The organism is Rhizobium sp. 18055 (genome assembly GCF_902706285.1).
Taxonomy (GTDB): Bacteria; Pseudomonadota; Alphaproteobacteria; order Rhizobiales; family Rhizobiaceae; genus Rhizobium.
The window spans coordinates 150357-175576 of sequence record NZ_CACSKD010000008.1 but is presented as its reverse complement, the minus strand read 5'-3'; the positions used below and the strand labels follow the sequence as shown (position 1 = coordinate 175576).

Below are 25220 nucleotides of genomic sequence, written 5' to 3'. Positions count from 1 at the left end.
AAGGGATGGGCGGGCAGTTTTCGCTGCGCCGCCCACGTGTGCCGTTCGCGTAAATGCGATCCGGTCCGGGCATTCCCGCCTCACTCAGCCGGCTCGAGCTTTCCCGATATCCGACGGCTTTGCCGTGCCTGCTCATCATATTCGACTTGCCAATCCGACGGGCCGTTGGAAGGTGATACCTGCACCGCAGTCACCTTGTACTCCGGACAGTTGGTCGCCCAGTCCGAGTAGTCGGTCGTAATGACATTGGCCTGCGTGTCGGGGTGGTGGAACGTGGTGTAGACGACGCCCGGCGATACCCGATCCGTGATCAGCGAACGCAGCGTGGTGTCGCCCGAACGGCTTATCAGCTTCACCCAGTCGCCATCTCGAATACCGCGCTGTTCGGCGTCGTGCGGGTGGATTTCCAAGCGGTCCTCGGCGTGCCACACCACATTGTCCGTGCGTCGGGTCTGCGCACCGACATTGTACTGGCTGAGAATGCGCCCGGTGGTGAGGAGCAGGGGAAAACGCGGTCCGGTGCGCTCGTCTGTCGCGATATATTCGGTGCGGATGAACTTGCCCTTGCCACGCACGAAGCCATCGACGTGCATGATCGGCGAGCCCAGCGGATGCGCCTCGTTGCAGGGCCACTGCACGGAGCCCATCTTCTCCAGGTAGTCGTAGGAGACGAGAGCAAAGCTTGGGGTCGTCAGCGCGATTTCGTCCATGATCTGTGACGGATGCTTGTAGTTCCACCCCAGGCCCATTGCCTGCGCCAGCTTTTGCGTCACCTCCCAATCGGCGTATCCGTTCTTCGGGCTCATCACCTTGCGCACGCGATTGATGCGGCGCTCGGCATTGGTGAAGGTCCCGTCCTTCTCGAGGAAGCTCGATCCCGGCAGGAAGACATGCGCATAGTTCGCCGTCTCGTTCAGGAAGAGGTCATGGACCACCACGCATTCCATCGCAGCCAGCCCTGCCGCGACGTGCTTGGTGTCGGGGTCCGATTGCAGGATATCCTCGCCCTGCACATAGAGCCCCTTGAACGATCCATCGACCGCGGCATCCAGCATGTTGGGAATGCGCAGGCCCGGCTCGTCGCTGATCGTCACGCCCCAGAGCTTCTCGAAGATATCGCGGGTTGCGTCGTCGGACACATGGCGATAGCCCGGCAGTTCATGGGGGAAGGAGCCCATGTCGCAGGAGCCCTGTACGTTGTTCTGCCCGCGCAGCGGGTTCACGCCCACACCGGGGCGGCCGATATTGCCTGTCACCATCGCCAGATTGGCGATTGCCATGACGGTGGTCGAACCCTGGCTGTGCTCGGTAACACCGAGACCGTAATAGATCGCGCCGTTGCCGCCGGTCGCATAAAGCCGGGCAGCGCCGCGCAGCATGTCGGCGGGAACCCCGGTGAAGCTCTCCGTCTGCTCCGGGCTGTGTTCCGGCGCGGTCACGAAGGCGGCCCAGTCCTCGAATTCCGACCAGTCGCAACGCTCGCGAATGAAGCGCTCGTCGCACAGTCCCTCGGTCACGATCACATGTGCCAGAGAGGTCATCACCGCAACGTTGGTGCCGGGTTTCAGCGGCAGGTGAAAGGCCGCTTCCACATGGGGCGAGCGGACGATATCCGTGCGCCGGGGATCGATGACGATCAGCTTGGCGCCCTGCCTCAGTCGCTTCTTCAGCCGGGAGGCAAAAACCGGATGTCCATCGGTCGGGTTGGCGCCGATAATGACAACGACATCGCTTTGATCGACGCTGTCGAAATTTTGCGTTCCGGCCGATGTGCCGAAGGCCTGGCCGAGACCGTATCCGGTCGGCGAATGGCAGACACGGGCACAGGTATCGACATTGTTGTTGCCGAAGCCGGCGCGCACCAGCTTCTGCACCAGATAAGTCTCTTCGTTGGTGCAGCGTGACGACGTGATGCCACCAACCGAATCCCGGCCATACTGGTACTGTATCCGCCGAAACTCTGTCGCGACATGTGCGAAAGCCTCGTCCCAGCTGACCTCACGCCAGGGATCGGTGATCTTCTCGCGCATCATCGGGTTGAGGATCCGGTCCTTGTGGCTGGAATAGCCATAGGCGAAGCGGCCTTTGACGCAGGAGTGCCCGCGGTTGGCCTGTCCATCCTTCCACGGTACCATGCGCACCAGTTCCTCGCCGCGCATTTCCGCCTTGAACGAACAGCCGACGCCGCAATACGCGCAGGTGGTGACGACGGAATGCTCCGGCTGGCCGATCGCGATCACCGATTTCTCGGTCAGTGTCGCGGTCGGGCAAGCTTGCACACAGGCGCCGCAGGAGACGCATTCCGACGAGATGAAATCCTCGTGCATGCCGGCCGAAACCCTGGAATCGAAGCCGCGGCCTTCGATCGTCAGCGCGAATGTTCCCTGAACCTCTTCGCAAGCCCGGACGCACCGCGAGCAGACAATACATTTGGCGGGGTCGAAGGTGAAATAGGGATTGGTCTCATCCTTTGGCGCCCATTTGAGATTGATGCCGCCGGTGTCTCGCGCCTTGACGTGGTTGTCGCCTTCGTAGCCGAAGCGCACGTCGCGCAGCCCGACGGCACCTGCCATATCCTGCAACTCGCAATCGCCGTTGGCGGCACATGTGAGGCAGTCGAGCGGGTGGTCGGAAATATACAGTTCCATCACCCCGCGCCTGACATCCTTCAGTCGTGGCGTCTGGGTCGAGACCACCATCCCCGGCGCAACCGGTGTCGTGCAGGAGGCCGGCATTCCGGCGCGTCCCTGCACCTCCACCAGACAGAGACGACAGGAACCGAATGCCTCTAACATGTCGGTGGCGCAGAGCTTTGGAATCTCGGTTCCGGCATCCATAGCGGCACGCATGATCGAGGTGCCCTCGGGCACTGTCACCATATTGCCGTCGATTGTCAGCGTCACCAGGGTCTCGGAAGGTGAGGCGGGTGTGCCGTAGTCGATTTCGTGGACGAGGGGCATGGTGCTACTCCGCCGCTTGGATCAGGGGTGTGGGCGCGAAATCATCCGGAAAATGCCTCATGGCGCTCATCACGGGATAAGGTGTGAAGCCGCCGAGCGCACAGAGAGACCCGAATTTCATCGTGTTGCAGAGATCGGCGAGAAGCTCCCGGTTTTTCTCCGGTTCTATTCCTCGCGCAATCTTGTCTGCCGTTTCGACGCCGCGCGTCGAGCCGATCCGGCAGGGCGTGCACTTGCCACAGCTTTCAACGGTGCAGAATTCCATCGCGAAACGGGCCTGTTTGAGCATGTCGGCGCTATCGTCGAACACGACAATGCCTGCATGGCCGATCAGCCCGTCTCTGGCCGCAAAAGCCTCGTAGTCGAACGGCGTGTCGAACAGCGCACGTGGGAAATAGGCGCCGAGCGGGCCGCCGACCTGTACGGCTTTTACCGGTCTGCCCGAGGCGGTGCCGCCACCGATATCGTCGATGATATCGCCAAGCGAGATCCCGAAAGCGGTTTCGAACAGGCCGGCATGCTTCACATTGCCTGATATCTGCAGTGGGATCGTGCCGCGCGAACGGCCGATGCCGAAATCCCGGTAGTAGGCGGCCCCTCTCGCCATGATCACCGGCACGGAGGCGAGCGAGATGACGTTGTTGATCACAGTGGGACAGTCGAACAGGCCTTTGTGAGCCGGCAGCGGTGGCTTGGCGCGAACGACGCCGCGCTTGCCCTCCAGGCTGTTCAGCAGGGCAGTCTCCTCGCCGCAAACATAGGCGCCCGCACCCGTGCGCACCTCGATGTCAAATGCCCTGCCTGAGCCCAGGACGGACGCACCCAACACACCGGCGCTGCGTGCGATATCGATCGCGCGGCTCATCGCCATGATCGCGTGCGGATATTCCGAGCGTGTGTAAACGAAGCCCTTGGTTGCGCCGGTCGCCAATCCGGCGATCGCCATGCCTTCAATCAGCACGAAGGGATCGCCCTCCATGATCATCCGGTCGGCGAAGGTGCCGCTGTCTCCCTCGTCGGCGTTGCAGACGATGTATTTGCGCGCGCCCGGCGCATCCAGCACCGTCTTCCACTTGATACCAGTCGGGAAGCCGGCGCCGCCGCGACCGCGCAAGCCTGACGCGGTCACCTCGGTGACGATATCGGAAGGCTGCATGGACACCGCCATGCGCAGTCCGGCAAGACCGCCATGTGCCTCGTAGTCATCAAGCGACAAAGGATCGATCACGCCGCAGCGGGCAAAGGTCAGCCGCGTCTGCCGCTTGAGAAACGGCAATTCCTCGACGTCACCGAGACAGAGCGCGTGGTCGCCGCCCGACATCAGCCCGGCATCGAAAAGTGCCTGCACGTCCCGCGCCTTTACCGGCCCGTAGCCGATCCGCTTGCCGTCAACCTCGATCTCGAGCAGCGGCTCCAGCCAATGCATGCCACGCGAACCGTTGCGCACGATCGTCGCATCGAGACCACGGGCTGAAATCTCGCGGACGACGGCTTGCGCGACCTTTTCGGCCCCAAGTGCCAGAGCAGCGGCATCACGTGGAACGTAAATCTTCACGGTCATCGGCGCGCCTCCGAAATCATCTCTTCGAGATCGGCGATATCCACCCGGCCATGGACCTCGCCGTCCATCATTGCGGTCGGCGAGCACGAACAGAGCCCGAGGCAGAAGACCGGTTCGAGCGTGATCGCCCCATCGGGCGTCGTCCCGTGCCAGTCGATGCCGAGCATCGCTTTCACCCGCGCCGCCAGTTGATCGCCGCCCATCGACTGGCAGGCCTCGGCCCGACAGAGCCGCAGAACGTGCCGACCGGCAGGATGATCGCGATAGTCATGATAGAAGCTGACGACACCATGCACGTCGGCGCGAGACAGGTTGAGCTCTGCCGCGATGACCGGCACTGCCTCCTGCGGGATAAAACCGAAAGCGTGCTGGACCGCGTGCAGGATCGGCAGAAGCGGCCCCTCGAGCGCTTTGAACTGATCCGCGATCTCACGCACGTGACCCGCGATATCGCTCTCAGCGATATGGATGTTCATCGGCAGTCCTCCCAAGACCTGCAAACGATCGATACCTGTGCGTCGGACTGGCTCCCTCCAGAAACCGGGGCCCGACGACACAACTAACAGCCTTGTATCATATAACCTTCTCAAGGAAGCGAGAAGCAATCAATGGGCCCGTCCTTTCGCACTCGAGTACATGATCTACAGATCAATGCGAAACATTGTCCATGGCATCATCAAGGACCGTCGCGTCGGCATGAAAACAGGCGCACCGTGGCGCGATTTGCCGCAATCGATCCGGTTCTTTCCACGCAGCGTGCTGACAGACCGCCGGACAAATCGCCTGATACAGGCGCTCGAACCCAGCCGAACTGGTTCCAGGGGCATTTCTACTCTGCAGCAAACCATCGTTATTGATGTTTTGCGAAGGACAAATATAACGTCTACGGCGCCTCATTCGCGGATAAAGCGCGCCTTGATCATCAGTTTGCGAAATGCATCGTAGCGAAAGACAGATATGCCCAAACAGAAAACCCCCTCTGTTGTCAGCACCGGAATTTCTGGACTGGACGAAATCCTCCGCGGTGGCATGCCGACATCGAACCTCTACATGCTTCAAGGAGCCCCGGGCTCCGGCAAGACAACGGCCGCACTGCAGTTCCTGCGAGCCGGCGTGGAAGCGGGCGAAAGCTGCATTTACGTTACACTTTCGCAGACGGCCGCCGAACTTCAGGCGATCGCGACTTCGCATGGCTGGACGCTGGACGGTATCCGTGTGGAAGAGTTATCCACATCGGGCACGGTAAACGAGGCCGATGACCAGAGCATATTCCTGACTGCCGATCTTCGTCTGGATGAAACCAGGAAGGCGATCGAAGCCGCAATCGAGAAACACAAGCCCAGTCGGCTCGTTTATGACTCTCTCCTCGAAATACGCCTGATTACCGGCGATTCCCCGCGGTTTCGTCGCGAACTCATCGGCTTCAAGTCCTTTCTTGCGAAACGGAATATCCTGGCCCTGCTTCTCGACACGCAAACCCCTGGCTATGATCGCAGCGGCGAGGAAGTCGAGGGTCTCGCCCACGGTGTCATTCGGTTTGACAAATCGCTTGAGGAATATGGCGGCGTTCGTCGCCGTATCGAGGTTTCGAAGATGCGCGGCGTGCCTGTCGCCGATGGATATCACGACATGGCTATTCGGGAGGGGCAGGGCGTCGTCGTTTTTCCCCGCATCATGCCCAGTACCGCGTCCGACACCGTGAAGCCGCAGCTGATCAAATCCGGCGTTTCCGCGCTGGATGACATGTTCGGGGGTGGGCAGGAATCCGGAACGACAACACTGGTCATAGGACAGTCGGGCACCGGCAAATCAACAATGTCGTCCCTCTATGCGACTGCGGCCCTGAAGCGTGGTGAGAACGTTGCACTGTTTCTGTTCGAGGAGCGGCTCGAAACGTTCTTCCGCCGTTCGGAGGGCCTGGGCATGGACCTGCGGCAGTTCCATAAGGATGGCAAGCTGGTCTTGCGCGACTTCAATCCGAATGAGATCTCGCCCGGCGAATTCGGCCAGATTGTCCAGGACGCCGTGACGCAGAACAAGGCGCGGGTGGTGGTTATCGACAGCCTGACTGGATACCTGAATTCGCTCCCGCACCGCGAGAAGGCGGTTCGCGACATCCAGTCCCTCCTGAAATATCTCGCCCGATCCGGCGTTCTGACCATGCTGATCGTGGCGCAGCATGGCCTGATCGGTCAGAATGTCGGCATCGATGTTGATGTGAGTTTCCTGGGTGACACGGTTCTTCTGCTGCGGATCGTCGAGCACGAAGGGCGGCTTCGGCGAAACATTACCGTTGTGAAAAAACGTCATGGCCCGCACGACCTGAATGTTCAGGAACTGCTGATCGAAAGTGGCAGCGTTAGCGTCGTCGCCTACAATCCGCTTCCCGATCCAAAGTGAAGTCAGTCTCGGTGGAGAGCGAGCTGGATTGGGTGCTCGTGCTGGCCCCGTTCCGTAAGGATGCTGATTATATCGCGGCCCTTCTTCGTGAACAGAAAGTGGCAGTCAAGGCCGCAAAGGCAGATGAGGATCTGATCTCTCATCTTGCCTTGTCGCCTGGTATCATCGCGATCACTCACGAGGCTCTCAACCCTGAGGTCGTGTTGCGGATCGCGGCGCATCTCGCACAGCAGCCGGACTGGTCAGAGGTGCCGATCATCATCCTGTTGGAGCGGGCAGCACCCATCGCGAGAATTCGCAGCCAACTGGAACGCGCCTGGCCGGGTTCCAGACTGCTGTTTCACACGCGTCCCATTACGCCCATGGAGTTGGTGAACGCGATCCAGTCAAATCTGCTGGTACGGCTAAGGCAACGTCAGGTTCGCGATTCCATCGAGCGGGAACGAGAGCTGCGGCTGGAACTCAATCACCGGGTAAAAAACATCCTGGCAAGCGTCTCATCCATTTTTCAGATGACCAAGCGAAGAGCAGCATCCGTTGAGGAGTTGGCAACCGATTTCACGGGTCGCCTGCAGGCCCTCTCAAACGTACATTCAGCGGTTTTCGACGCCGGCGGCGAGCAGGTTTCGCTAGCCGCAGTCGTTAGCCTCACCGTTTCGCCTTATAATAGCGGTGGTGCGAGCCGCATAGAGGTCGGTGGCCCCGATGTCGCTGTCGGTCGGGAGGCAGGCACAACGATTGCGCTCTGCCTGCACGAACTCATCACCAACGCCATAAAATACGGCGCCCTCTCCCACCCCGATGGGAAGGTCGAGCTCACTTGGGCAATTGCCGAAGCTGGGATACCCGAATTCTCTCTGAGTTGGGTGGAAATGGGAGGGCCGATAGTGCATGAGCCCACCCGGCAGGGATATGGAACACGATATGTGCGCTCGGCGCTCGGGTCATTGCTCGGATCGCCTCCCGATATCAGTTTTGCCCCAACCGGCTTTCGGTGCCTGGCGAGCGGCGCGCTTTCGCGGATCGAGCCGAAAGTTGAATGAAGCTGTCTGTGGCAACCGCCATACGGCACTGCGAAAAGCAGCGCCCGCATAACGTTTCGAAATTATCGTAGATTTGCAACATTTCGTCGCCCTGGAAGGACAATCGATCGCGCATTCTCGATTCTGGAGATCCGGCCCGTAGCTGACAGCGTACTTTGGGAATGAAGAACTCACCAATCATTCAGAAGCGTCCGCGATGAAGCCCGTCCGTCAACTCATATTCGTTCTTGGCGATCAGCTTTCCCTGTCGCTTTCCAGTCTTGAAAGCGCAGATCCTGAGCGGGATGTGATCCTGATGTGCGAGGTGATCGAAGAAGCGACCTACGTGCCGCATCACAAGCTGAAAATTGCGCTGATTTTCTCCGCCATGCGGCATTTTGCCGAGGAGCTTCGCGCAAGAGGCTTTGAACTGCGCTATACGCGATTGGACGATGCCGATAATTCCGGCTCGTTCACCGGCGAGCTTGCCCGCGCCGTTGCCGATATCTCGCCTGAGCGCGTCGTCGTTACCGAATCCTCCGAATGGCGGGTGTTGCAGTCCATGAAAGGCTGGCAATCAGCGCTCAATATCCCGGTCGAAATTCGGGCCGATACCCGGTTCCTGTGTTCCAAGTCTGAGTTCTGTGACTGGGCCGAAGGGCGCCGTTCGCTGACGATGGAATATTTCTACCGCGAGATGCGCCGCAAAACCGGCTTGCTGATGCAAGGAAAGGAGCCGGAGGGCGGCAAATGGAACTTTGATGCCGAAAATCGCAAGCCTGCGAAACCGGACCTGTTTCGCCCGAAGCATCCGGTTTTCAAACCCGATGAAATCACCGTCGAAGTTCTCGATCTTGTGGAACGGAGTTTCGCCGGCAATATGGGCTCGACGAAGAAGTTCGCCTTTGCAGTTACCCGTGCGGATGCCGAACGCGCGGCCGATACCTTCATGCAGGATTTTCTGCCGAATTTTGGGGAAACCCAGGATGCGATGTTGAAGGACGAACCGTTTCTCAACCACGCGCTGCTGTCCTTCTATATCAATATCGGGCTGCTGGACCCTTTGGCCATCTGCAGAGCGGCAGAGCGGGCTTATCTGGAAGGGCGAGCGCCGCTGAACGCCGTGGAAGGTTTCATTCGTCAGATCATCGGGTGGCGCGAATACATTCGTGGCATCTACTGGCTGAAGATGCCGGGTTACGAAAACAGCAATGTCTTCGACGCACAAAGGCCGCTGCCTGATTTTTTCTGGAGCGGAGACACCGATATGGCCTGTCTTTCAACCGTTATCACGCAAACGATCACCCACGCCTACGCCCACCATATTCACCGCCTCATGGTGGTCGGAAATTTCTCGATGCTTGCCGCTCTTGACCCTTATGCCGTCCACGAGTGGTATCTCTCGGTTTATGCCGATGCCTTTGAATGGGTCGAGCTTCCAAATGTGATCGGCATGAGCCAATTTGCAGATAACGGTTTCATGGCCTCGAAACCCTATGCGGCGAGCGGGGCCTATATCGATCGCATGTCGGACTACTGCCATGGCTGCAGCTACGACGTGTCCAAGAAGACCGGCAGCGCAGCATGTCCTTTGAACGCGCTCTATTGGGACTTTCTGGATCGCAATGCCGAGACATTGTCGAAAAATCATCGTCTCGCCCAGATATTCTCGTCCTGGCATCGGATGGATGAGGGCAAGAAGCAATCGTACCGGGACAGCGCCTCAGCGTTTCTGCAAAAACTCGATGCCGGCGAAAGAATATAGAAACGCCTGTCGTCCCGGTCCAACCGGTCGTCTTATACGGAGCCCTCAGGCTTTCATGTGCTGATCCGCCTCGAGACGTCACTCAATCCCTGAAACGAGCGTCAGGAATTGCTCTTGCGCCGCGGTTGGCAACCAGTTGGCGCGAAGAGTTATGCCAATCGGTCGGGCGGTATGCCTGAGATCAAAAGGTAGGGCGACCAACAGGCCCCGCGACAATTCTGCCTGAGCCTGCAAATGGGAAATGCATCCCAGATGCTCGGTCCTACTGGCGAGTTCGCGCATCAGGATGAGCGAACTCGATTCGATGATGCTTGCCGGCTGAAGTCCGAGATCGCCGAACAGCGCATCGAAATGGCGGCGTATAGGGGTGCCCGTCTGGGCAACGATCCAGGGATAGGTTGCGAGTTCCTCGATCGAAATCTCTTCTCTGGCAGCGAGAGGGTGGTCGTGTCCCGACACGACCACGATTGTGTCCGTAAAGAGTTGCCGCTGCTCGACATCGCCGATCGGAGCAGGGTCGCGTAGCGCGCCAATCAGGAAATCTATCTCTCCGCGTCGCAGTCCGGACAACAGGTCAGCATACGGCCCCTCAAGGACCTGGATCGGTGTCTTCGGTCGTAGCTTCCTGAACTCCGCGATCGCTCGCGGAAGGACGAACGAGCGGGACAGCGGCATCGCGCCGATGACGATCCTACCGGCTTCCTCCGCATGCATGTCTGCGAGGTCCGCTTTGGCCTGCTCCAGTTCGAGGAATGCCAGCCTGGCCGCTTGTGCCAAAGTCTGTGTCGCGCGGGTGGCGACGATGCCGAACGATGTTCGTTCGAACAAGGGGCGCGCGGCCTCTTGTTCAAGCTGCGTGATGGCGCGATGCACCGTCGGTTGGGCGAGACCCAACTTTCTTGCTGCAAGCGAAAAGTTCTGACATTCGCAAACCGCAATCAAAGCTTCGAGTTGAGATGATGTCGCAACGATCCGCAAGCGCGGGCTGAGTTCCGAAAGCGCGGGATCCAGATAGCGAAAGGCGCGTCGAACACGTGTGGCAAGGATCTCGCCGAGCCCGGTGACAAACAGGCCATGGGGTGTCCGCGTGAACAAGGCCGCCGAAAGCGAGCGTTCAATCTTGGATAAAGCCTGGGTTACGGCAGGTTGGGACAGGTGGCATATTTCTGCGGCCCTTGTGACCGAGCAGGTGTCCACGACGGACAAGAACACACGCAGGTGACGCAGATTGTGAACCGAGGCTGTCATGAGCGACTTCAAATCTACCCTAGTATGCGTTCGAGTATGCTGTCTGCACGATTGCCCAGCGAATTGTCGCTGTCTCTGATCTCGAGTTCGCCGAGTTGGCGCTGCCACTCCACTGTCGCCGCCGCCATTCGGTCAGGAATGCCTAGCTCGCGCAATGTCGCCGCAACTTCCCGCATTTCCGCGGCGCGCCGCCTTCCGTGCACCATCATCCGCTCCAGATTGTAGGCGGAGCGCTTTGTCCAGTCTATCCCCGGATCGGATGCCTGGAGCGACGCCAGAACATCCTGTTCGACACCGGCCCGGCGCGCGGCGAGAAGGCATTCTGCTGTCAGGGCCTCAAAACCCTTGATCATCACAGACCGAAGCATCTTGATCGATGAGGCATGGCCTATCTTCTCTCCTGCCACCTTGGCGTTCATTCCGAGGCTTGCGAGGTGCCGGCAGGCTAGGTCTGCAGCGGGTCCCGCGACAAGCAGGGGTGTTCGGTGGCCAGCGGGATGAACCGGTGACATCACCGCGACATCGACATAAATGGCACCGGCTGCATTGACCAGTTCCGAGGCTGCCGCCTTGGTTGCCGGCGAGCAGGAGTTGCAATCGAGATAGAGCGTGCCGGGGTCAAGCAGCGACGCGACGCGGGTGGCGGCCTCAAGTGCGCGGTCGGCAGTGACGAGGCTGAAGACCAGATTTCTGCCTGACAAGGCGTCTTCGGGTGTTTCGGTGCATTCCACGTCGAGGCGTGACGACGCATCCAGCAGTGCGCTTCTTTGCGTGAGATCCTCGATTTTGACGTCAAAGCTGGCGATAGCGCCCAATGTCTTGACATCCGGATCGGCCTGCCACCCCGACACGAAGGCCTGTGCCGCCTCACCAAAGCCGATTGTTGCGATTCCCGCCATCTCACTCTCCGTCAATCTAGTGCTATCTTGGTGCTCTCGGGCGGCACGGTCGACCCGTGCCGCCCGAAGACGATGTCAGCGAGCGGGGTCCTTCACGGCCTCGATCGTCTGGAACTCGGTATTGTAGAGTTCGCCGTCCACCTTCTCGACCTTGCGCATGTAGATGTTCTGCACGATGTCGCGGGTGTCCGGATCGATCGAGATAGGGCCGCGGGGGCTCTGGATCTGCATGCCCTTTGCCGCATCGACGAAAGCATCGCCGCTCGCGTCACCCTTGGTCTTGTCGAGCGTCTTGTAGATCAGGTCGAGCGCATCCCAGGCTGCGGCCGCCACCATGTTGGGGCGCATTCCGTCGTTGGCCTTCTTGAAAGCCTCGACGAAGGCCTTGTTCTCAGGCGATTCATGATTGGTGGAGTAGGACCCACCTGTGATGACGCCGATCGCCGGATCGCCCATGTTGTTCAGGAGATCGTCGTCGGTCACATCGGCCATGGCGATCACCTTGATGCCTGACTTATCCAGGCCACGCTCCACAAACTGCTTCATGAAGGCAGCGCCTGCACCGGTGGGGACGAAGACGAACAGCGCTTCGGGCTTCTCATCGGCTGCGCGTTGAAGAAAGGGCGCGAAGTCGGGGTTGGCGAGCGGAACCTTCAGCTGAGAGATTACAGTGCCGCCGCTGGCCTCAAGAGACGTCTTGAACCACGCCTGCGCATCTGCGCCGGGCCCGTAGTCCGAGACAATGCTGACAAACTTCTTGTTGCCGTTCTCGGCAGCCCATTTGCCGATGACGCTCGCCACCTGTGGAATGGTCCAGGAGGTGCGCAGCATATAGGGCGATGCCTTCATGATCGATGAGGTTGCCGCGACCATGATCACCTGGGGGATCTTGGCGCGCTTGGACAGTTGCGCAACCGACAGCGCCGTCGGCGTGTTGCCAAATCCCGTCAGTATCGAGACCTTGTCGCTGGTGACGAGTTCCTGCGAAATGCGCAGGGCATTGTCGGGGACGCTTCCGTCGTCCTTGACGACAAACTCGACCTTCTTTCCGCCAGCCATGTCGCCGCGTGTTGCGACAAATGTCTTCAATGCTGCGTTCATCTGCCGCCCGTTCGACTGGAAACCGCCGGTCAGCGGTATCACGACGCCAACCTTGACTGTCTCTTCCGCGTATCCCGCACCTCCCGATACGACCAACGACAGCGCGGCCAACGCGCCCATTGCCAATTTCTTCATATCCATTTCCTCCTCCTTTGAGTTTTCAAGCGCGCCCGTGACTGCGCGCGCTTCGTTCGATGTTCATCTCGCTTCACCGATCATGTCTGATGAAGCACTTCTCCTCCCACGGCACTGACGCCGAGGTATTTCGACAGGGCGGCTTGGTCCGCGGCCAGACTCGCACTCTCGCCGCTGAACGCCACAGCGCCACGATCCAGGATCACGGCATCGTCGGTGATGGCGAGGATCTGCTGCGCGTGCTGCTCGACGATGATTGCCGCCATGCCTTCCTCGCGTACGATCCTGCGGATGGCTTTGAGCAATTCCTCGACGATGATCGGTGCGAGACCCTCGGTTGGCTCGTCGAGCAACAAAATCTTCGGGTTCAGGACCAAGGCACGGGCGATCGCCAGCATCTGCTGTTCGCCACCGGAAAGCTGATTTCCAAGGTTGCGTTCGCGTTCCTTCAGTCGCGGGAACAGGTCGTAGACTGCGCTGAGGGTCCATCGTCCAGGCCGAGCGACCGCGGTGATGTTTTCCTCGACCGTCAGGGAGCGGAACACGCCGCGCTCTTGCGGAACCCAGCCAACACCGGCCTCCACACGGCGCTCCGGCGCAAGACGCTCGATCGCAACGCCTTGCAGCCGGATTGAGCCTGACTGATATCGCGTCAGACCGATAATGCTGTTCAGCGTCGTCGTCTTCCCGACGCCGTTGCGCCCGAGGAGCGCCAGCGCTCTGCCTTCGCCAACACTGAGGTTGACGTCGCGAAGAATGGTCGCCTTGCCGTAGCCGGCGCAAAACGCCTCGAGCCTCAAGATCTCAGTCATGAGCGCCTCCGAGATAGACGTCCTTTACTCTGGGATCTCGCGCGATTTCCTCTGCGGTGCCTTCCGCGAACAATGCGCCGGCAACCAGAACCGAGATGCGGTCGGCGAAGCTGAATACCAGATCCATGTCGTGCTCGATCAGGAGGATCGAGACATCGGAGGGGAGCGCCGCAAGCCGTGCCATCACTTCCTTCCGGTCAGCTTCCGGGACGCCGGCAGCCGGTTCGTCCAGCAGCAGCACCTTCGGCTGACAGGCGACGGCAAGCGCGATCTCAAGCAGTCGCTGCTTGCCGTAAGGCAGGGCCGAGCAAATCTCGTCGAATACAGTTTCGAGGCCGAAGTCGCGCAAAAGGTCTGCGATTTCCTTTTCGATACCGACGATGCGGGAGGTCAGCTTGAAACAATCCCAACCATGTCCGCGTCGTTCGTTGATGACGAGTGCCAGGCTCTCGACGACGCTCAAGCCGGCAAACAGCTGATTGATCTGAAACGTCCGCACGAGGCCCCGGCGAACCCGTTTTTCCCGCGTCATCGTACCGACGCCTTCACCGTTCAGCATGATGTCACCGCTTGAGGGGGCGAGCACGCCGGTCAACAGGTTGATGAAGGTCGTCTTTCCCGCGCCGTTTGGACCGATCAGGGCATGTCGGGCGCCTCTCTCGAGGCGAAAACTGACATCTGTCGTCGCCTTGAGGGCACCGAAGGTCTTGTTGAGGTTTCTGGTTTCGAGCGCTGCGGCCGTCATGAGGATTTTCCTTTTACCGCGCGCAGCCGGCGCTTCAGATTCAGACCCTCGATCCAATGGGAGGCACGCTGCACCAGCTGCCGAGGGCGGTCACGGCCGGCCAGCACGAATGCGACCAGCAGGACGCCAACCCAGAATTGCCAGTATTGCGGCGTGAGAGACGACAGGCCGTCCTGAATGACCTTGTAGACGAGAGCGCCGATCAGGCCGCCATAGAGATAGCCGGTGCCGCCGATGACCAGAACCATCAGACCATCGGCCGATTTCTGGAAAGAAAGCGCATCGAGCGAAATGAACTGCTGGGTCTGGGTGAAGAGCGCACCGGAAATCCCAGCATAGGCGCCGGCGATCGTGTAGATCGCGACCAACCGGGCTTTGACCGGGATGCCGACCGCCGAGGCGCGCAAAGGATTGTCGCGGATCGCCTTTAGCGAATAGCCGAACGGCGAAGAGACCAACAGCCGTGCCAGGAGGAAAAGGACGAAGAGCACCGCCAGGCTGTAGGCATAGCCGGTATGTCCATAGATATCGAACTCGAAGTGGCCAAAAAGCGGGTCGATGGTAATCCCCTGTAGGCCGTCTGCACCGCCTGTCAGCCAGCTTGCCTGATTTGCGATTTCCGACAGGACGGCCGCAACGCCAAGGGTGACCATCAGCCGGGTGAGATCGGCCCCGCGCAGCAGCAGAAAGCTGGTCAGCAGCGCAACGGCGGCGCCAGCCAAGGCGGCGACGACGAGGCCGGTCAACGGCTCGCCCGTTACGTAGATCGAGAAGATGCCGCTGGCATACGCGCCGATGCCGTACATGGCGGCCTGACCGAGCGTGACGACGCCGGCATAGCCAAGGATCAGATCGATCGACAACGCCAGCACGGCATAGCCGACGATCTCGGTCAGGATGAGATGCTCATCTGGCAGAAAGAACCAGGAGGCCAGGGCCAGCATCCAGAAGAGAATTTCGAGGATGCCCCAGCGGTTGTTCAGCTTCAGCCGCGCCGATACGCGTCCGGCGAGCGAGCTTTGATGCATTTCGGAGTTCAACATCAGCCAGCCCTCGCAAACAGGCCGTGGGGACGGGCGACGAGCACGGCGACAAGAATGATGTAGATGATGAAACCACCAAGCGAGGGGACATAATATTTGCCAAGCACGTCCGCGACACCCAGCAGGATGGCGGCGACCAGCGGGCCGGTCATGCTCGAGGTTCCGCCGACGGACACGACGATGAGGAAGTAGACCATGAATTTCAGGGGAAAGGTTGGGTCGAGACCGAGTATTTCAGCACCGAGGGCGCCACCAAGACCGGCAAGGCCGGATCCGACTGCGAAGGTCACGGCAAAGATGGTGTTGACCCGAATGCCGACGCCACGCGCCACGCGCCGATCATCGACGGACGCCCTGAGCCGGCTTCCGAAACGCGTGCGAGCAAGAATGATCTGAAGCGCCAAGGCTAGCGCGCCGCAAACCAGCACCAGAAAAGCACGATAGACACCAATGCCGACGCCCAGGATCGTGACGCGGCCGCGCAGGAATTCCGGCAGGTTGAGAATTTGCTGCTGGGACCCCATCAGATAATCGATGCCGGCAACGGCAATAAAGACGAGCCCGATCGAAAACAGCACCTGGTCCAGGTGGCTCTTGTCGTAAAGCCGCGTGTAGAGCAGCTTTTCAAGAATCCCCCCGACGACGGCGGTCGCAAGAAATGCGATCGGTAGCGTCAATAGAAAGGGCACGCCCCACCGGTTGGTGAGGATCACGGTTACATATCCGCCGGCCATGGCGAATGCGCCATGTGCGAGATTGATGAAATTCATCAGCCCGAGCGTTACGGCAAGGCCACACGACAGGACGAACAGCAACATCCCGTACGCGAGCCCATCGAATAGAAGGGTCAGCATTTTTCCTCCCTTGGCGGTTTGCACTCTGCTGGCAGCGAGCGCAGACCGTTCAGTTGTCGCGCGGTTCATTCACGAGCCTCGTCGAGGCCCTAAGTTGGCTGGAAGTGTGGAGATTTCCCATTCCAAAATGGTCGAGTTGCCATAAGAAAATGCTATAGCCAGCCAAGATGGTGGCTCAGATATTTTTGGCTATAGCTAAAACTTATGGGTTTTTCCCAAAACAAAATTGGCAAACCTGTTCTCCGAGATTGAAATTGCATTCAATCAGGAAGGAGACACCCATGTCCGAGAAAAAGACGGCTCTGGTCATCAGCGCGCATGCCGCGGACTTTGTCTGGCGATGCGGCGGAGCAATCGCTGCCCATGCGGAGATGGGCTATGACGTTACAGTCGTATGCCTGTCGTTCGGTGAGCGTGGCGAATCTGCCAAGCTTTGGAAAGACACGAGCATGACGCTTGAGAAGGTGAAGGCGGCGCGGCGAAGCGAGTCCGAGAAGGCCGCGAAGGCGCTTGGCGTGCACGACCTCATCAGCTTCGACCTGGGAGATTATCCGTTGCGATTGACCGATGACGACAAGTTCAAACTGGTCGATGTCATCAGGAAAGTTCAGCCAGCCTTCATGCTGAGCCACTCGCAGTACGACCCTTATAACACCGATCACATGTATGCCACGCAGGTGGCGCTGGAGACGCGCATGATTGCGCAGGCCTGGGGCCACAATCCTGGTCAAAAGGTCCTGGGCGCGCCGCAGCTTTACCTGTTCGAACCGCACCAGACGGAGCAGATGGGCTGGAAGCCTGACGTCTTTCTTGACATCACCTCGGTATGGGAAAAGAAGCGAGCTGCCATCGAGTGCATGGAAGGGCAGGAGCATCTCTGGGAATTCTACACGCGCGTGGCACAGAACCGTGCCAATCATTTCCAGCGCAATTCTGGCGGCCAGTCTGGTGGTCGTGCCGCAAAATACGCCGAAGGTTTCCAGTCGGTCTTCCCTCGGACAGTAGACGAGCTCTAGGGAACTCTGGGAGGAGACGATATGGAACCCTGCTTTGATATTGCGCATCTGGCGCATGTCGAGATGTATTCGAACAAGTTCGAGGAAAGTCTCGACTTTTTCCTGAACGTCTATGGACTGACGCTGGCCGGCCAGGATGAAAATTCCGCTTATCTGAGGGCGTGGGACGACTACGAGTTCCACACGCTGAAGCTGACCCGGCACAACACCACCGGCGTCGGTCACATCGCCTACCGCGCGTCGTCGCCCGAGGCGCTTCAAAGGCGTGTGAAGGTGATCGAGACGAGCGGCTACAAGGTGATCGGTTGGGTGGATGGCGATCAGGGACACGGTCGCGCATTTCGCTTCGAAGATCCGTTCGGGCACGTCTTCGAAATCTACTACGAAACCGTCAAATACAGCCCGCCCGATGCGGAAAAGCCCGTTCTCAAGAACATGGCGCAACGCTATCACGGCCGAGGCTGCCATCCCCGACGGCTTGATCACCTCAATCTCCTCGCGTCCGATGTCTCTGCGTTTCGTACATTCATGGAAACGTGCCTGGGGTCGAGAGTGACGGAGATGATCCAGCTCGACAATGGCAGGACGGGCGGCTGCTGGTTTACGATCAACAACAAGGGCTACGACCTCGCCTGCACCGAAGAACACGGCGGCGGCAGCGCACGTCTCCACCACGTCACCTACGCGACCGATACCCGCGAGGAGATTTTGCGAGCCGCCGACATCTTCCTCGAAAACGGCATTCACATCGAGACCGGCCCCCACAAGCACGCCATTCAAGGCACGTTCTTTCTTTACGTCTGGGAGCCTGCAGGCAACCGCGTAGAACTGGCCAATGCCGGCGCACGGCTGATCCTGGCGCCGGACTGGGAGCCGATCGTCTGGACGGAGGCCGAGCGGAAGAGGGGGCAGGCCTGGGGATTGAAAACCATCGAAACCTTCCACACGCACGGCACGCCGCCGGTGGACAAGAAAGGAGCCTGAGATGGCCGTCGTCGTACAGAAAATTGATCGAGCCGCAGCAGATGTGATCGACAGGCTTGCAAGGGCAGGCGTTGCCACCGTTCACGAGGCCCAGGGCCGCAAGGGGATGCTTGCGAGCTACATGCGCCCTATCTATCAGGGCGCTCAGATTGCCGGTTCGGCTGTCACGATCTCTGCAGCGCCGGGTGACAACTGGATGATCCATGTTGCCATTGAACAGTTGGCCGAAGGTGACATTCTCGTTCTGGCACCGACGTCCCCTTGCGACAACGGCTACTTCGGCGATCTGCTTGCAACGTCGGCCATCGCCCGTGGTTGCCGCGGATTGATCATCGATGCCGGTGTCCGGGATATCCGTGATCTGACACAGATGCAGTTTCCGGTGTGGTCCAAGGCGGTGTCGGCGCAGGGCACGGTCAAGGAAACGCTGGGCTCCGTGAACGTGCCGATCGTGTGTGCGGGTGCGTCCATTGAGGCGGGCGATATTATCGTTGCCGACGATGACGGCGTCTGTGTCGTCCGGCGAAGCGAGGCCGAGAGTGTGGTGATTGCCGCCGAGGCACGCGTGGCCGCCGAAGACGCCAAGCGCAAGCGGCTCGCAGCCGGTGAACTTGGCCTGGATATCTACGGCATGCGCCCGAAGCTTCTGGAGAAGGGGCTGAAATATGTATGAGGAAGGCGTACCCTGCCTTTGGATGCGGGGGGGTACGTCCAAGGGTGCCTATTTCCTGGCCGACGACCTGCCGAAAGATCCAACTGAGAGAAACTTGCTGCTTTTGCGCATCATGGGCTCGCCAGATCCGCGGCAGATCGACGGCATTGGCGGCGCCGATCCACTGACGTCAAAGGTGGCGGTGATCTCATCGTCAAGCAGAGAAGACGCTGATGTCGATTATCTGTTCCTGCAGGTCTTTGTAGATCAGGCATTGGTCAGCGACGCCCAGGGATGTGGAAATATTCTCGCTGCTGTCGGACCCGCCGCAATCGAGCGCGGGCTGATTGACGTGGTAGACGACGTTACCCCGGTGCGGATTCACATGGTCAACTCCGGAGAGATCGCCGTCGCGCAGGTCTCCACGCCGAGCGGACGCGTCACCTACAAGGGCGCAACCGAGATCGCTGGTGTGCCTGGCAGCCACGCCGCCGTGCCGCTCCTGTTCATGAATACTGCCGGATCGATGTGCGGCGCCCTCCTTCCGACAGGACGTGCGGCCGATATAATTGATGGCGTCGAGGTGACACTGATCGACAATGGCATGCCGTGCGTGATCATGCGCGCAAGCGATCTTGGCCTTTCCGGCACCGAAACACGTGAGGAATTAGAGGCCAACACCGCCGTCAAGGAACGGATTGAAGCCATTCGACTGAAGGCCGGGCCGTTGATGAATCTCGGAGATGTCGCCGCGGCGTCAGTTCCGAAGATGACACTGGTTTCGGAGCCGATCGCCGGCGGGACAATAAATACACGAAGCTTTATCCCGCATCGCGTCCATGCGTCGGTCGGCGTCCTGGCGGCGGTGACTGTCGCCACAGCAACGAGGCTCCCTGGGTCGCCCGCAGCCCAGTGGGCCAAGCCGTCAGCGGACGGGCGATATCTTATCGAGCACCCGAGCGGGTCGATGGAGGTCTTTCTCGATATAACCTCCGGCGGTGAGGTCAAAGGAGCTGGCACCATCAGGACCGCACGCAAGCTGTTCGAGGGACGGACCTTTCCAATATAGCGGATGTGGTCTCGTCACGACCGCGCAAAGCAGCTCAAAGCCAACGCCAGCACCGGAGGCTCGGGGCCGCCATACTCAGGGGCTGTCTCACGCGGTGACCACAGCTCGACGGCTCAGGTGGTCAAGCGGACACAGATGTCTGCGATGCGATTGTCTTCAACGGCCAAATCGTTGCTTTACAGCTAACATGTTAGTCTGGTACTTCTAACGTGTTAACTGGGAGGAATGATGTTGACACAGAAATTCGGGCTCTCCGTCGCTCTTGCCACGCCGTTCGACAGCAACGGCGACATCGCTGTCGATGCGATGATTGCGCAGGCGAAGCGAAGCCTTGCTGCGGGATGCTCGAGCGTCACTCTGTTCGGCACGACGGGTGAAGGCTCGTCCATCGGGACGCACGAACGCGAACGCGTGGTCGCTGCCTTTCTTGATGCAGGCGTAGAACCAAAGGAAATTGTTGTCGGCGTCCTGGTCGATGCCGCCGAGGACGCGGCGACGCAGGCTGCTCACGCTCTTTCCAGAGGAGTCCGTAATATCCTGCTTGCGCCGCCATCCTACTTCAAGAACGTCAGCGACGACGGCCTTTTCCAATGGTTTTCAGCCGTATTCACCATCCTTGGCGACAGCGCGCGCGATATCATCGTCTATAATATTCCCTCGGTCACCATGGTTCCGCTGAGCGTGTCGCTGATCGGCAGGCTGCGCGCCGCCTTTCCAAATGTCGTCACAGGCGTCAAGGATTCCTCCGGCGACTGGCCGTTTACGGAAGCGCTGCTCAAGGCGCATGGCGATCTTGTCATTCTGGTCGGTGATGAGCGCCATTTGGCCAAGGGTGTAAGGCTTGGGGGGCAGGGCGCGATCTCGGGCATGGCGAATTTCGTGCCTGCGGAAGTCAGGCTGATGGTCGAGGAAGGCAAAGACGATCCCCGCATCGAGGGGTTCGTGGAGGAACTGCTGAAATACCCGGTCACGGCTGCCGTGAAGGCCATGGTCGCCCGACTGACGTCTGATGAGATGTGGCTTGCGGTGCGACCACCTCTCGTTTCAATATCCATGGAAGGGCAAACGCAACTCGCTCTTGCTTTCGATGGTCTTTTCCGCTCGAAAGCGGCATAGGTCGGACATGGTTTTGGGGGAGGCGATGGACGTAACGGACGAGCAGCCGACGCTGCGGGAAAAGGCGTATGAAAGCTTCACGCGTCACCTGCTTGCGCGAGACGTGCGTCCCGGCCAGTTCGTTTCGCAGCGCAATCTGGTTGAATTGACGGGACTGACGTTGGGTGCCATCCGCGAGCTCATCCCGAGACTTGAAGCCGAGGGCCTGATCAAGACCGTGCCTCAGCGGGGTATGCAGATCGCGCACATCGATCTCAACCTCATCCGCGAGGCCTATCAGCTGCGCCTGTTCCTGGAAAAGGAAGCGGTTGCGCTTTTCACACGTTCAGCGTCCGACGAGACGATCGCCGGGTTGCTGAAGCAGCATCGGGACATTGCCGAGGCCATCCGAAACGGTGACGCCTCACACGAACTGGAAGTGCGTGCGCAGGCGATCGACTGGGGCATGCATGACGCCTTCATCGACGCGCTTGGCAACACCATCATATCGAACGCCTATCGCGTGAACTCGATCAAGATGCGGCTGATCGGCCAGGAGCGTTTTCGTATCGATGGCCGCGTCGGACCCGTCATGGGAGAGCATCTGAAGGTGCTCGAGGCAATCGAACGACGATCGGCGGAGGACGCCGTCAGCAGCCTTGTCGCACACATCAATCATGCAAGGGACCGTGCGATCAGAATCTAATCGGGAATAATCAGCCGGGGGTGAGGAGATCGCCGGCAAAAGGAGGAGGACTAACATGACATCATTCTTGAATCCGACCCGCCGCGGCTTTCTGGCGGGTACCGCTGCTCTCGGTGCCGGCAGCATGCTCGGCGTCCGCTCGGCATCCGCAGCCGTCGATTGGAAACGCTTTGCCGGCACCACGCTCGAAGTCAACCTGGTCAAGAGCCCGCGCAGCGAGACGCTGATCAAGTACCTGTCCGAATTCGAGGAACTCACCGGCATCAAGGTCAATGCCGAAGCGACGCCGGAGCAGCAGCAGCGTCAGAAGACCACCATCGAGCTCAGCTCCGGCCAGCCGAGCTTCGATGTCGTTCACATGAGTTACCACGTCCAGAAGCGGCAGTTCGAAAAGGGCGGCTGGCTTGCCGATATCGGTGGCTTCCTCAAGGATCCATCGCTGACCGATCCGTCGTTGGTGGAAAGCGACTTCGCCGAAGCCGGCATGACCTTTGCAAAAGACCCTGAAGGCGTTCTGCGCTCCCTGCCTTTCTCGGTCGATTACTGGATCATCTACTGGAACAAGGCCCTGTTCGAAAAGAAGGGGCTCGCTTACCCGACGACCTTTGAGGAGCTGGCAAGCACTGCCGAAGCCCTTACAGATCCGTCGACAAATACCTACGGCTTCGTCGCCCGTGGCCTGAAGAATGCCAACACGCCGGTCTGGACGACATTGATGCTCGGCTACGGTTCGAGCCCGCTCGGCCCAGATGGCAAGCTCCGCACCACCTCGGAAGAAGCGGTGGACGCGGCCAAGCTTTACCAGCGGCTGATGACCAAGGCGGCACCTCCCGGCGTCTCCGGTTTCAACTGGGCAGAAGCACAATCGGCTTTCCTGCAGGGCAAGATCGGCATGTGGCTGGATGGTGTCGGTTTTGCACCGCCGATCGAGAACCCGGAAAAGTCGCGCGTCGTCGGCCAGGTTGGTTACGGCATCATGCCCAAGGGCCCGAAGGCGCAAGCTGCCGCAACCACGGGTGACGGCCTTGGCGTCGTTGCCGCGAGCAAGAACAAGGAAGCCGCCTACCTGTTCTGCCAATGGGCGATCTCGCATGACATGGGTGCACGCCTGCTGCAGGCCGGTGCCGGCGTTCCGTTCCGCCAGTCCGTGCTTGAGGACGCGAAGGTCCGCGAAGGCGTCAAGATGCCCGCTGCCTGGCTGGATGCCGTCATCGGCTCCGGCAAGGTCTCGCAACTGACACTGCCTGTCATCATCCCGGTCACCGAGTTCCGGGACATCTATGGCGTCGGTCTCACAAACATGATCGGTGGTGCCGATCCCGCAGCGGAACTGAAAACGGCAACCGCCCAGTTCGAACCGGTCCTGGCGAGAAGCGAGGGATAATGGCCTCGGTGAGCATGGAAACGGCCGCAGTGGCCAAGGTCGCATCGAAAGGAAGGAGCAAACCGGGCCGGTTTGCTCCCAACTACTGGCCTTTTGTCATCCCGGCGCTGATCGTCATCGGCGCGGTCATCGTCTTTCCCTGGGTTTTCACCCTGTGGATGAGCGTCAACAGCTGGACGCTGGGTCAGTCGCAGGCTTTTGCCGGGTTGGACAATTATGCCCGCCTCGCCGTCGACATGCGCTTCTGGGATTCTCTATGGCATACGGTGCTCTATACGACGCTCTCGGTGCTGGCGCCGCTGTTTCTCGGAACGCTGGCGGCGTTGATTTTCGACACGCAGTTTCCGTTGCGTGGCCTTCTGCGTGGCATCTTCGTGATGCCGATGATGGCGACGCCGGTGGCGATCGCGCTGGTCTGGACCATGATGTTCCATCCGCAACTCGGCGTTCTCAACTATCTGCTCTCCTTCATCGGCATTGGCCCACAGGAGTGGATCTACAATCAGAGCAGCGTCATCCCGTCGCTGGTCCTGGTCGAGACCTGGCAATGGACGCCGCTGGTGATGCTGATCGTGCTCGGCGGTCTGGCCGCTGTTCCCCGCGAACCCTATGAAAGTGCCGAGATCGACGGCGCCAATGCCTGGCAGAAGTTTCGCTATCTTACGCTGCCGATGATCGCGCCGTTCCTGATGATTGCGGTGATCATTCGCAGCATCGATGCCGTCAAGAGCTTCGACATCATCTACGCGATGACCCAGGGTGGCCCGGGCACGGCGTCGGAAACCATCAATATCTACCTCTACAACACGGCTTTCTCCTACTATGACATCGGCTATGGCTCGGCCATGGCGGTGGTGTTCTTCATCCTGATCGTGCTGCTCTCCTTCGTCCTTCTGATGCTCAGGCAGCGTGCGAACTGGTCCGACGGGGAGGCACGCTGATGAAACGCGGAACGCTCGATCGCATCGGCCTGCTGTTCGTCGCCCTGGTGATGATATCGCCGGTCATCCTGTTTTTTCTCTGGATGATTTCGCTGTCGCTGAAATACGAAATCGACAATGGCGCCTATCCGCCGATCTTCATACCGGAGCGCTTTGCTTGGTCGAACTATCTGAAGGTGTTCGAGGAGAATAATTTCTTCCTGTATCTGTGGAATTCGGTACTCGTGACCGGTGCCGCCACGCTGCTGGCGCTGCTGATCGGTGTGCCGGCCGGCTATGGCATCGCACGCATGAAGGCCGAGAAGTCCGCCATGGTCATCATGATCGCGCGCATGACGCCGGGCCTGTCTTTCCTCATCCCGCTGTTCCTCCTGTTTCAATGGCTCAACCTGCTGGGCACGTTGCTGCCGCAAATCATCATCCATCTTGTCGTTACCGTGCCGATCGTTGTTTGGATCATGATCGGCTATTTCGAGACGACACCGATGGAACTGGAGGAGGCGGCCAACATCGACGGGGCGACGCCGTGGCAGGTCTTTCGGTTGATTGCGCTGCCGATCGCCAGACCCGGGATCGTCGTCGCATTCATCCTGTCTGTGATCTTTTCGTGGAACAACTTTGTCTTCGGCATCGTGCTTGCCAGTCGAGAGACGCGCACGCTTCCCGTCGCCGTCTACAATATGCTCTCGTTCGAGCAGGTGAGTTGGGGCCCGCTTGCAGCGGCGGCGTTGATCGTCACCCTGCCCGTGCTGATATTGACGGTGTTTGCACAACGGCAGATCGTGGCAGGCCTGACAGCCGGTGCTGTCAAGTGATCGGGTGAGACCG

The 25220-nt window shown here is 59.7% G+C and carries 22 protein-coding genes; 12 read left to right on the top strand and 10 right to left on the bottom strand.

The features are described from left to right. Positions 1–80: 80 nt before the first annotated feature. From fdhF to GVL52_RS15920, 3 genes are read right to left on the bottom strand one after another with little or no spacing between them, the layout of a single operon-like run. Positions 81–2960 (bottom strand): formate dehydrogenase subunit alpha, encoded by a 2880-nt coding sequence (gene fdhF / locus GVL52_RS15930; RefSeq protein ID WP_160008788.1) that lies wholly within the window; start codon positions 2958–2960, stop codon positions 81–83. A 4-nt stretch (positions 2961–2964) separates the two neighbouring features. After that, on the bottom strand, positions 2965–4521 hold the full coding sequence (locus GVL52_RS15925) for an NADH-quinone oxidoreductase subunit NuoF (protein WP_160008786.1): 1557 nt from the start codon (positions 4519–4521) through the stop codon (positions 2965–2967). Then, positions 4518–4997 carry a formate dehydrogenase subunit gamma gene (locus tag GVL52_RS15920; RefSeq protein WP_160008784.1) on the bottom strand — a complete coding sequence of 160 codons (480 nt, stop codon included), beginning with the start codon at positions 4995–4997 and terminating at the stop codon, positions 4518–4520. Before GVL52_RS15920 ends, GVL52_RS15925 begins: the two co-directional genes overlap by 4 nt. A 481-nt stretch (positions 4998–5478) precedes the next feature. Between GVL52_RS15920 and GVL52_RS15915 the strand changes: the two genes are divergently transcribed. From GVL52_RS15915 to GVL52_RS15905, 3 genes are all read left to right on the top strand, one after another. Further along, positions 5479–6921: an ATPase domain-containing protein gene (locus tag GVL52_RS15915; RefSeq protein WP_160008782.1), complete on the top strand. Its 1443-nt coding sequence runs from the start codon at positions 5479–5481 to the stop codon at positions 6919–6921. After that, a complete protein-coding gene (locus GVL52_RS15910; protein WP_160008780.1) occupies positions 6918–7964 on the top strand; it encodes a sensor histidine kinase in 1047 nt (348 codons plus the stop codon). The genes GVL52_RS15915 and GVL52_RS15910 overlap by 4 nt, the downstream gene beginning before the upstream one ends. A 196-nt stretch (positions 7965–8160) precedes the next feature. Further along, positions 8161–9708: a cryptochrome/photolyase family protein gene (locus tag GVL52_RS15905; RefSeq protein ID WP_160008778.1), complete on the top strand. Its 1548-nt coding sequence runs from the start codon at positions 8161–8163 to the stop codon at positions 9706–9708. A 78-nt stretch (positions 9709–9786) separates the two neighbouring features. On the opposite strand, the gene GVL52_RS15900 is transcribed toward GVL52_RS15905, so the two are convergent. The 7 genes from GVL52_RS15900 to GVL52_RS15870 all read right to left on the bottom strand — a co-directional run bounded on the left by GVL52_RS15900 (position 9787) and on the right by GVL52_RS15870 (position 16545). After that, positions 9787–10956: a LysR family transcriptional regulator gene (locus GVL52_RS15900; RefSeq protein ID WP_160008776.1), complete on the bottom strand. Its 1170-nt coding sequence runs from the start codon at positions 10954–10956 to the stop codon at positions 9787–9789. A gap of 14 nt (positions 10957–10970) precedes the next feature. Next, positions 10971–11855, bottom strand: coding sequence for an NAD(P)-dependent oxidoreductase (locus tag GVL52_RS15895; protein ID WP_160008774.1), 885 nt, complete (start codon positions 11853–11855; stop codon positions 10971–10973). A gap of 75 nt (positions 11856–11930) precedes the next feature. Next, positions 11931–13097 carry an ABC transporter substrate-binding protein gene (locus GVL52_RS15890; RefSeq protein ID WP_160008772.1) on the bottom strand — a complete coding sequence of 389 codons (1167 nt, stop codon included), beginning with the start codon at positions 13095–13097 and terminating at the stop codon, positions 11931–11933. A gap of 74 nt (positions 13098–13171) precedes the next feature. Continuing rightward, positions 13172–13903 carry an ABC transporter ATP-binding protein gene (locus GVL52_RS15885; RefSeq protein ID WP_160008770.1) on the bottom strand — a complete coding sequence of 244 codons (732 nt, stop codon included), beginning with the start codon at positions 13901–13903 and terminating at the stop codon, positions 13172–13174. Further along, positions 13896–14648, bottom strand: a complete 753-nt coding sequence (locus GVL52_RS15880) for an ABC transporter ATP-binding protein (RefSeq protein WP_160008768.1) — start codon at positions 14646–14648, stop codon at positions 13896–13898. Before GVL52_RS15880 ends, GVL52_RS15885 begins: the two co-directional genes overlap by 8 nt. Next, positions 14645–15691 carry a branched-chain amino acid ABC transporter permease gene (locus tag GVL52_RS15875; RefSeq protein ID WP_160008766.1) on the bottom strand — a complete coding sequence of 349 codons (1047 nt, stop codon included), beginning with the start codon at positions 15689–15691 and terminating at the stop codon, positions 14645–14647. Before GVL52_RS15875 ends, GVL52_RS15880 begins: the two co-directional genes overlap by 4 nt. Continuing rightward, positions 15691–16545 carry a branched-chain amino acid ABC transporter permease gene (locus tag GVL52_RS15870; protein ID WP_160008764.1) on the bottom strand — a complete coding sequence of 285 codons (855 nt, stop codon included), beginning with the start codon at positions 16543–16545 and terminating at the stop codon, positions 15691–15693. Before GVL52_RS15870 ends, GVL52_RS15875 begins: the two co-directional genes overlap by 1 nt. A 281-nt stretch (positions 16546–16826) precedes the next feature. On the opposite strand from GVL52_RS15870, the gene GVL52_RS15865 reads away from it, so the two are divergent. From GVL52_RS15865 to GVL52_RS15825, 9 genes are all read left to right on the top strand, one after another. Then, the gene (locus tag GVL52_RS15865) at positions 16827–17561 is read left to right on the top strand and encodes a PIG-L deacetylase family protein (protein WP_160008762.1); all 735 of its coding nucleotides are present in this window, start codon (positions 16827–16829) and stop codon (positions 17559–17561) included. Positions 17562–17582: 21 nt separating this feature from the next. After that, entirely contained in the window at positions 17583–18545 is a 963-nt protein-coding gene (locus GVL52_RS15860) for a VOC family protein (RefSeq protein WP_160008760.1), read from the top strand. Position 18546: 1 nt separating this feature from the next. After that, positions 18547–19218, top strand: a complete 672-nt coding sequence (locus GVL52_RS15855) for a 4-carboxy-4-hydroxy-2-oxoadipate aldolase/oxaloacetate decarboxylase (protein ID WP_160008758.1) — start codon at positions 18547–18549, stop codon at positions 19216–19218. After that, on the top strand, positions 19211–20266 hold the full coding sequence (locus tag GVL52_RS15850) for a 4-oxalomesaconate tautomerase (RefSeq protein WP_160008756.1): 1056 nt from the start codon (positions 19211–19213) through the stop codon (positions 20264–20266). Before GVL52_RS15855 ends, GVL52_RS15850 begins: the two co-directional genes overlap by 8 nt. Before the next feature lie 231 nt (positions 20267–20497). After that, a complete protein-coding gene (locus GVL52_RS15845; protein WP_160008949.1) occupies positions 20498–21382 on the top strand; it encodes a dihydrodipicolinate synthase family protein in 885 nt (294 codons plus the stop codon). Positions 21383–21389: 7 nt separating this feature from the next. Continuing rightward, positions 21390–22067 (top strand): GntR family transcriptional regulator, encoded by a 678-nt coding sequence (locus GVL52_RS15840; RefSeq protein ID WP_200847835.1) that lies wholly within the window; start codon positions 21390–21392, stop codon positions 22065–22067. 55 nt (positions 22068–22122) lie between these two features. After that, positions 22123–23451 carry an ABC transporter substrate-binding protein gene (locus GVL52_RS15835; protein ID WP_160008752.1) on the top strand — a complete coding sequence of 443 codons (1329 nt, stop codon included), beginning with the start codon at positions 22123–22125 and terminating at the stop codon, positions 23449–23451. Next, positions 23451–24392, top strand: coding sequence for a carbohydrate ABC transporter permease (locus tag GVL52_RS15830; protein WP_160008750.1), 942 nt, complete (start codon positions 23451–23453; stop codon positions 24390–24392). Before GVL52_RS15835 ends, GVL52_RS15830 begins: the two co-directional genes overlap by 1 nt. Beyond that, a complete protein-coding gene (locus GVL52_RS15825; RefSeq protein ID WP_160008748.1) occupies positions 24392–25207 on the top strand; it encodes a carbohydrate ABC transporter permease in 816 nt (271 codons plus the stop codon). Before GVL52_RS15830 ends, GVL52_RS15825 begins: the two co-directional genes overlap by 1 nt. The last annotated feature ends 13 nt before the right edge of the window (positions 25208–25220 follow it).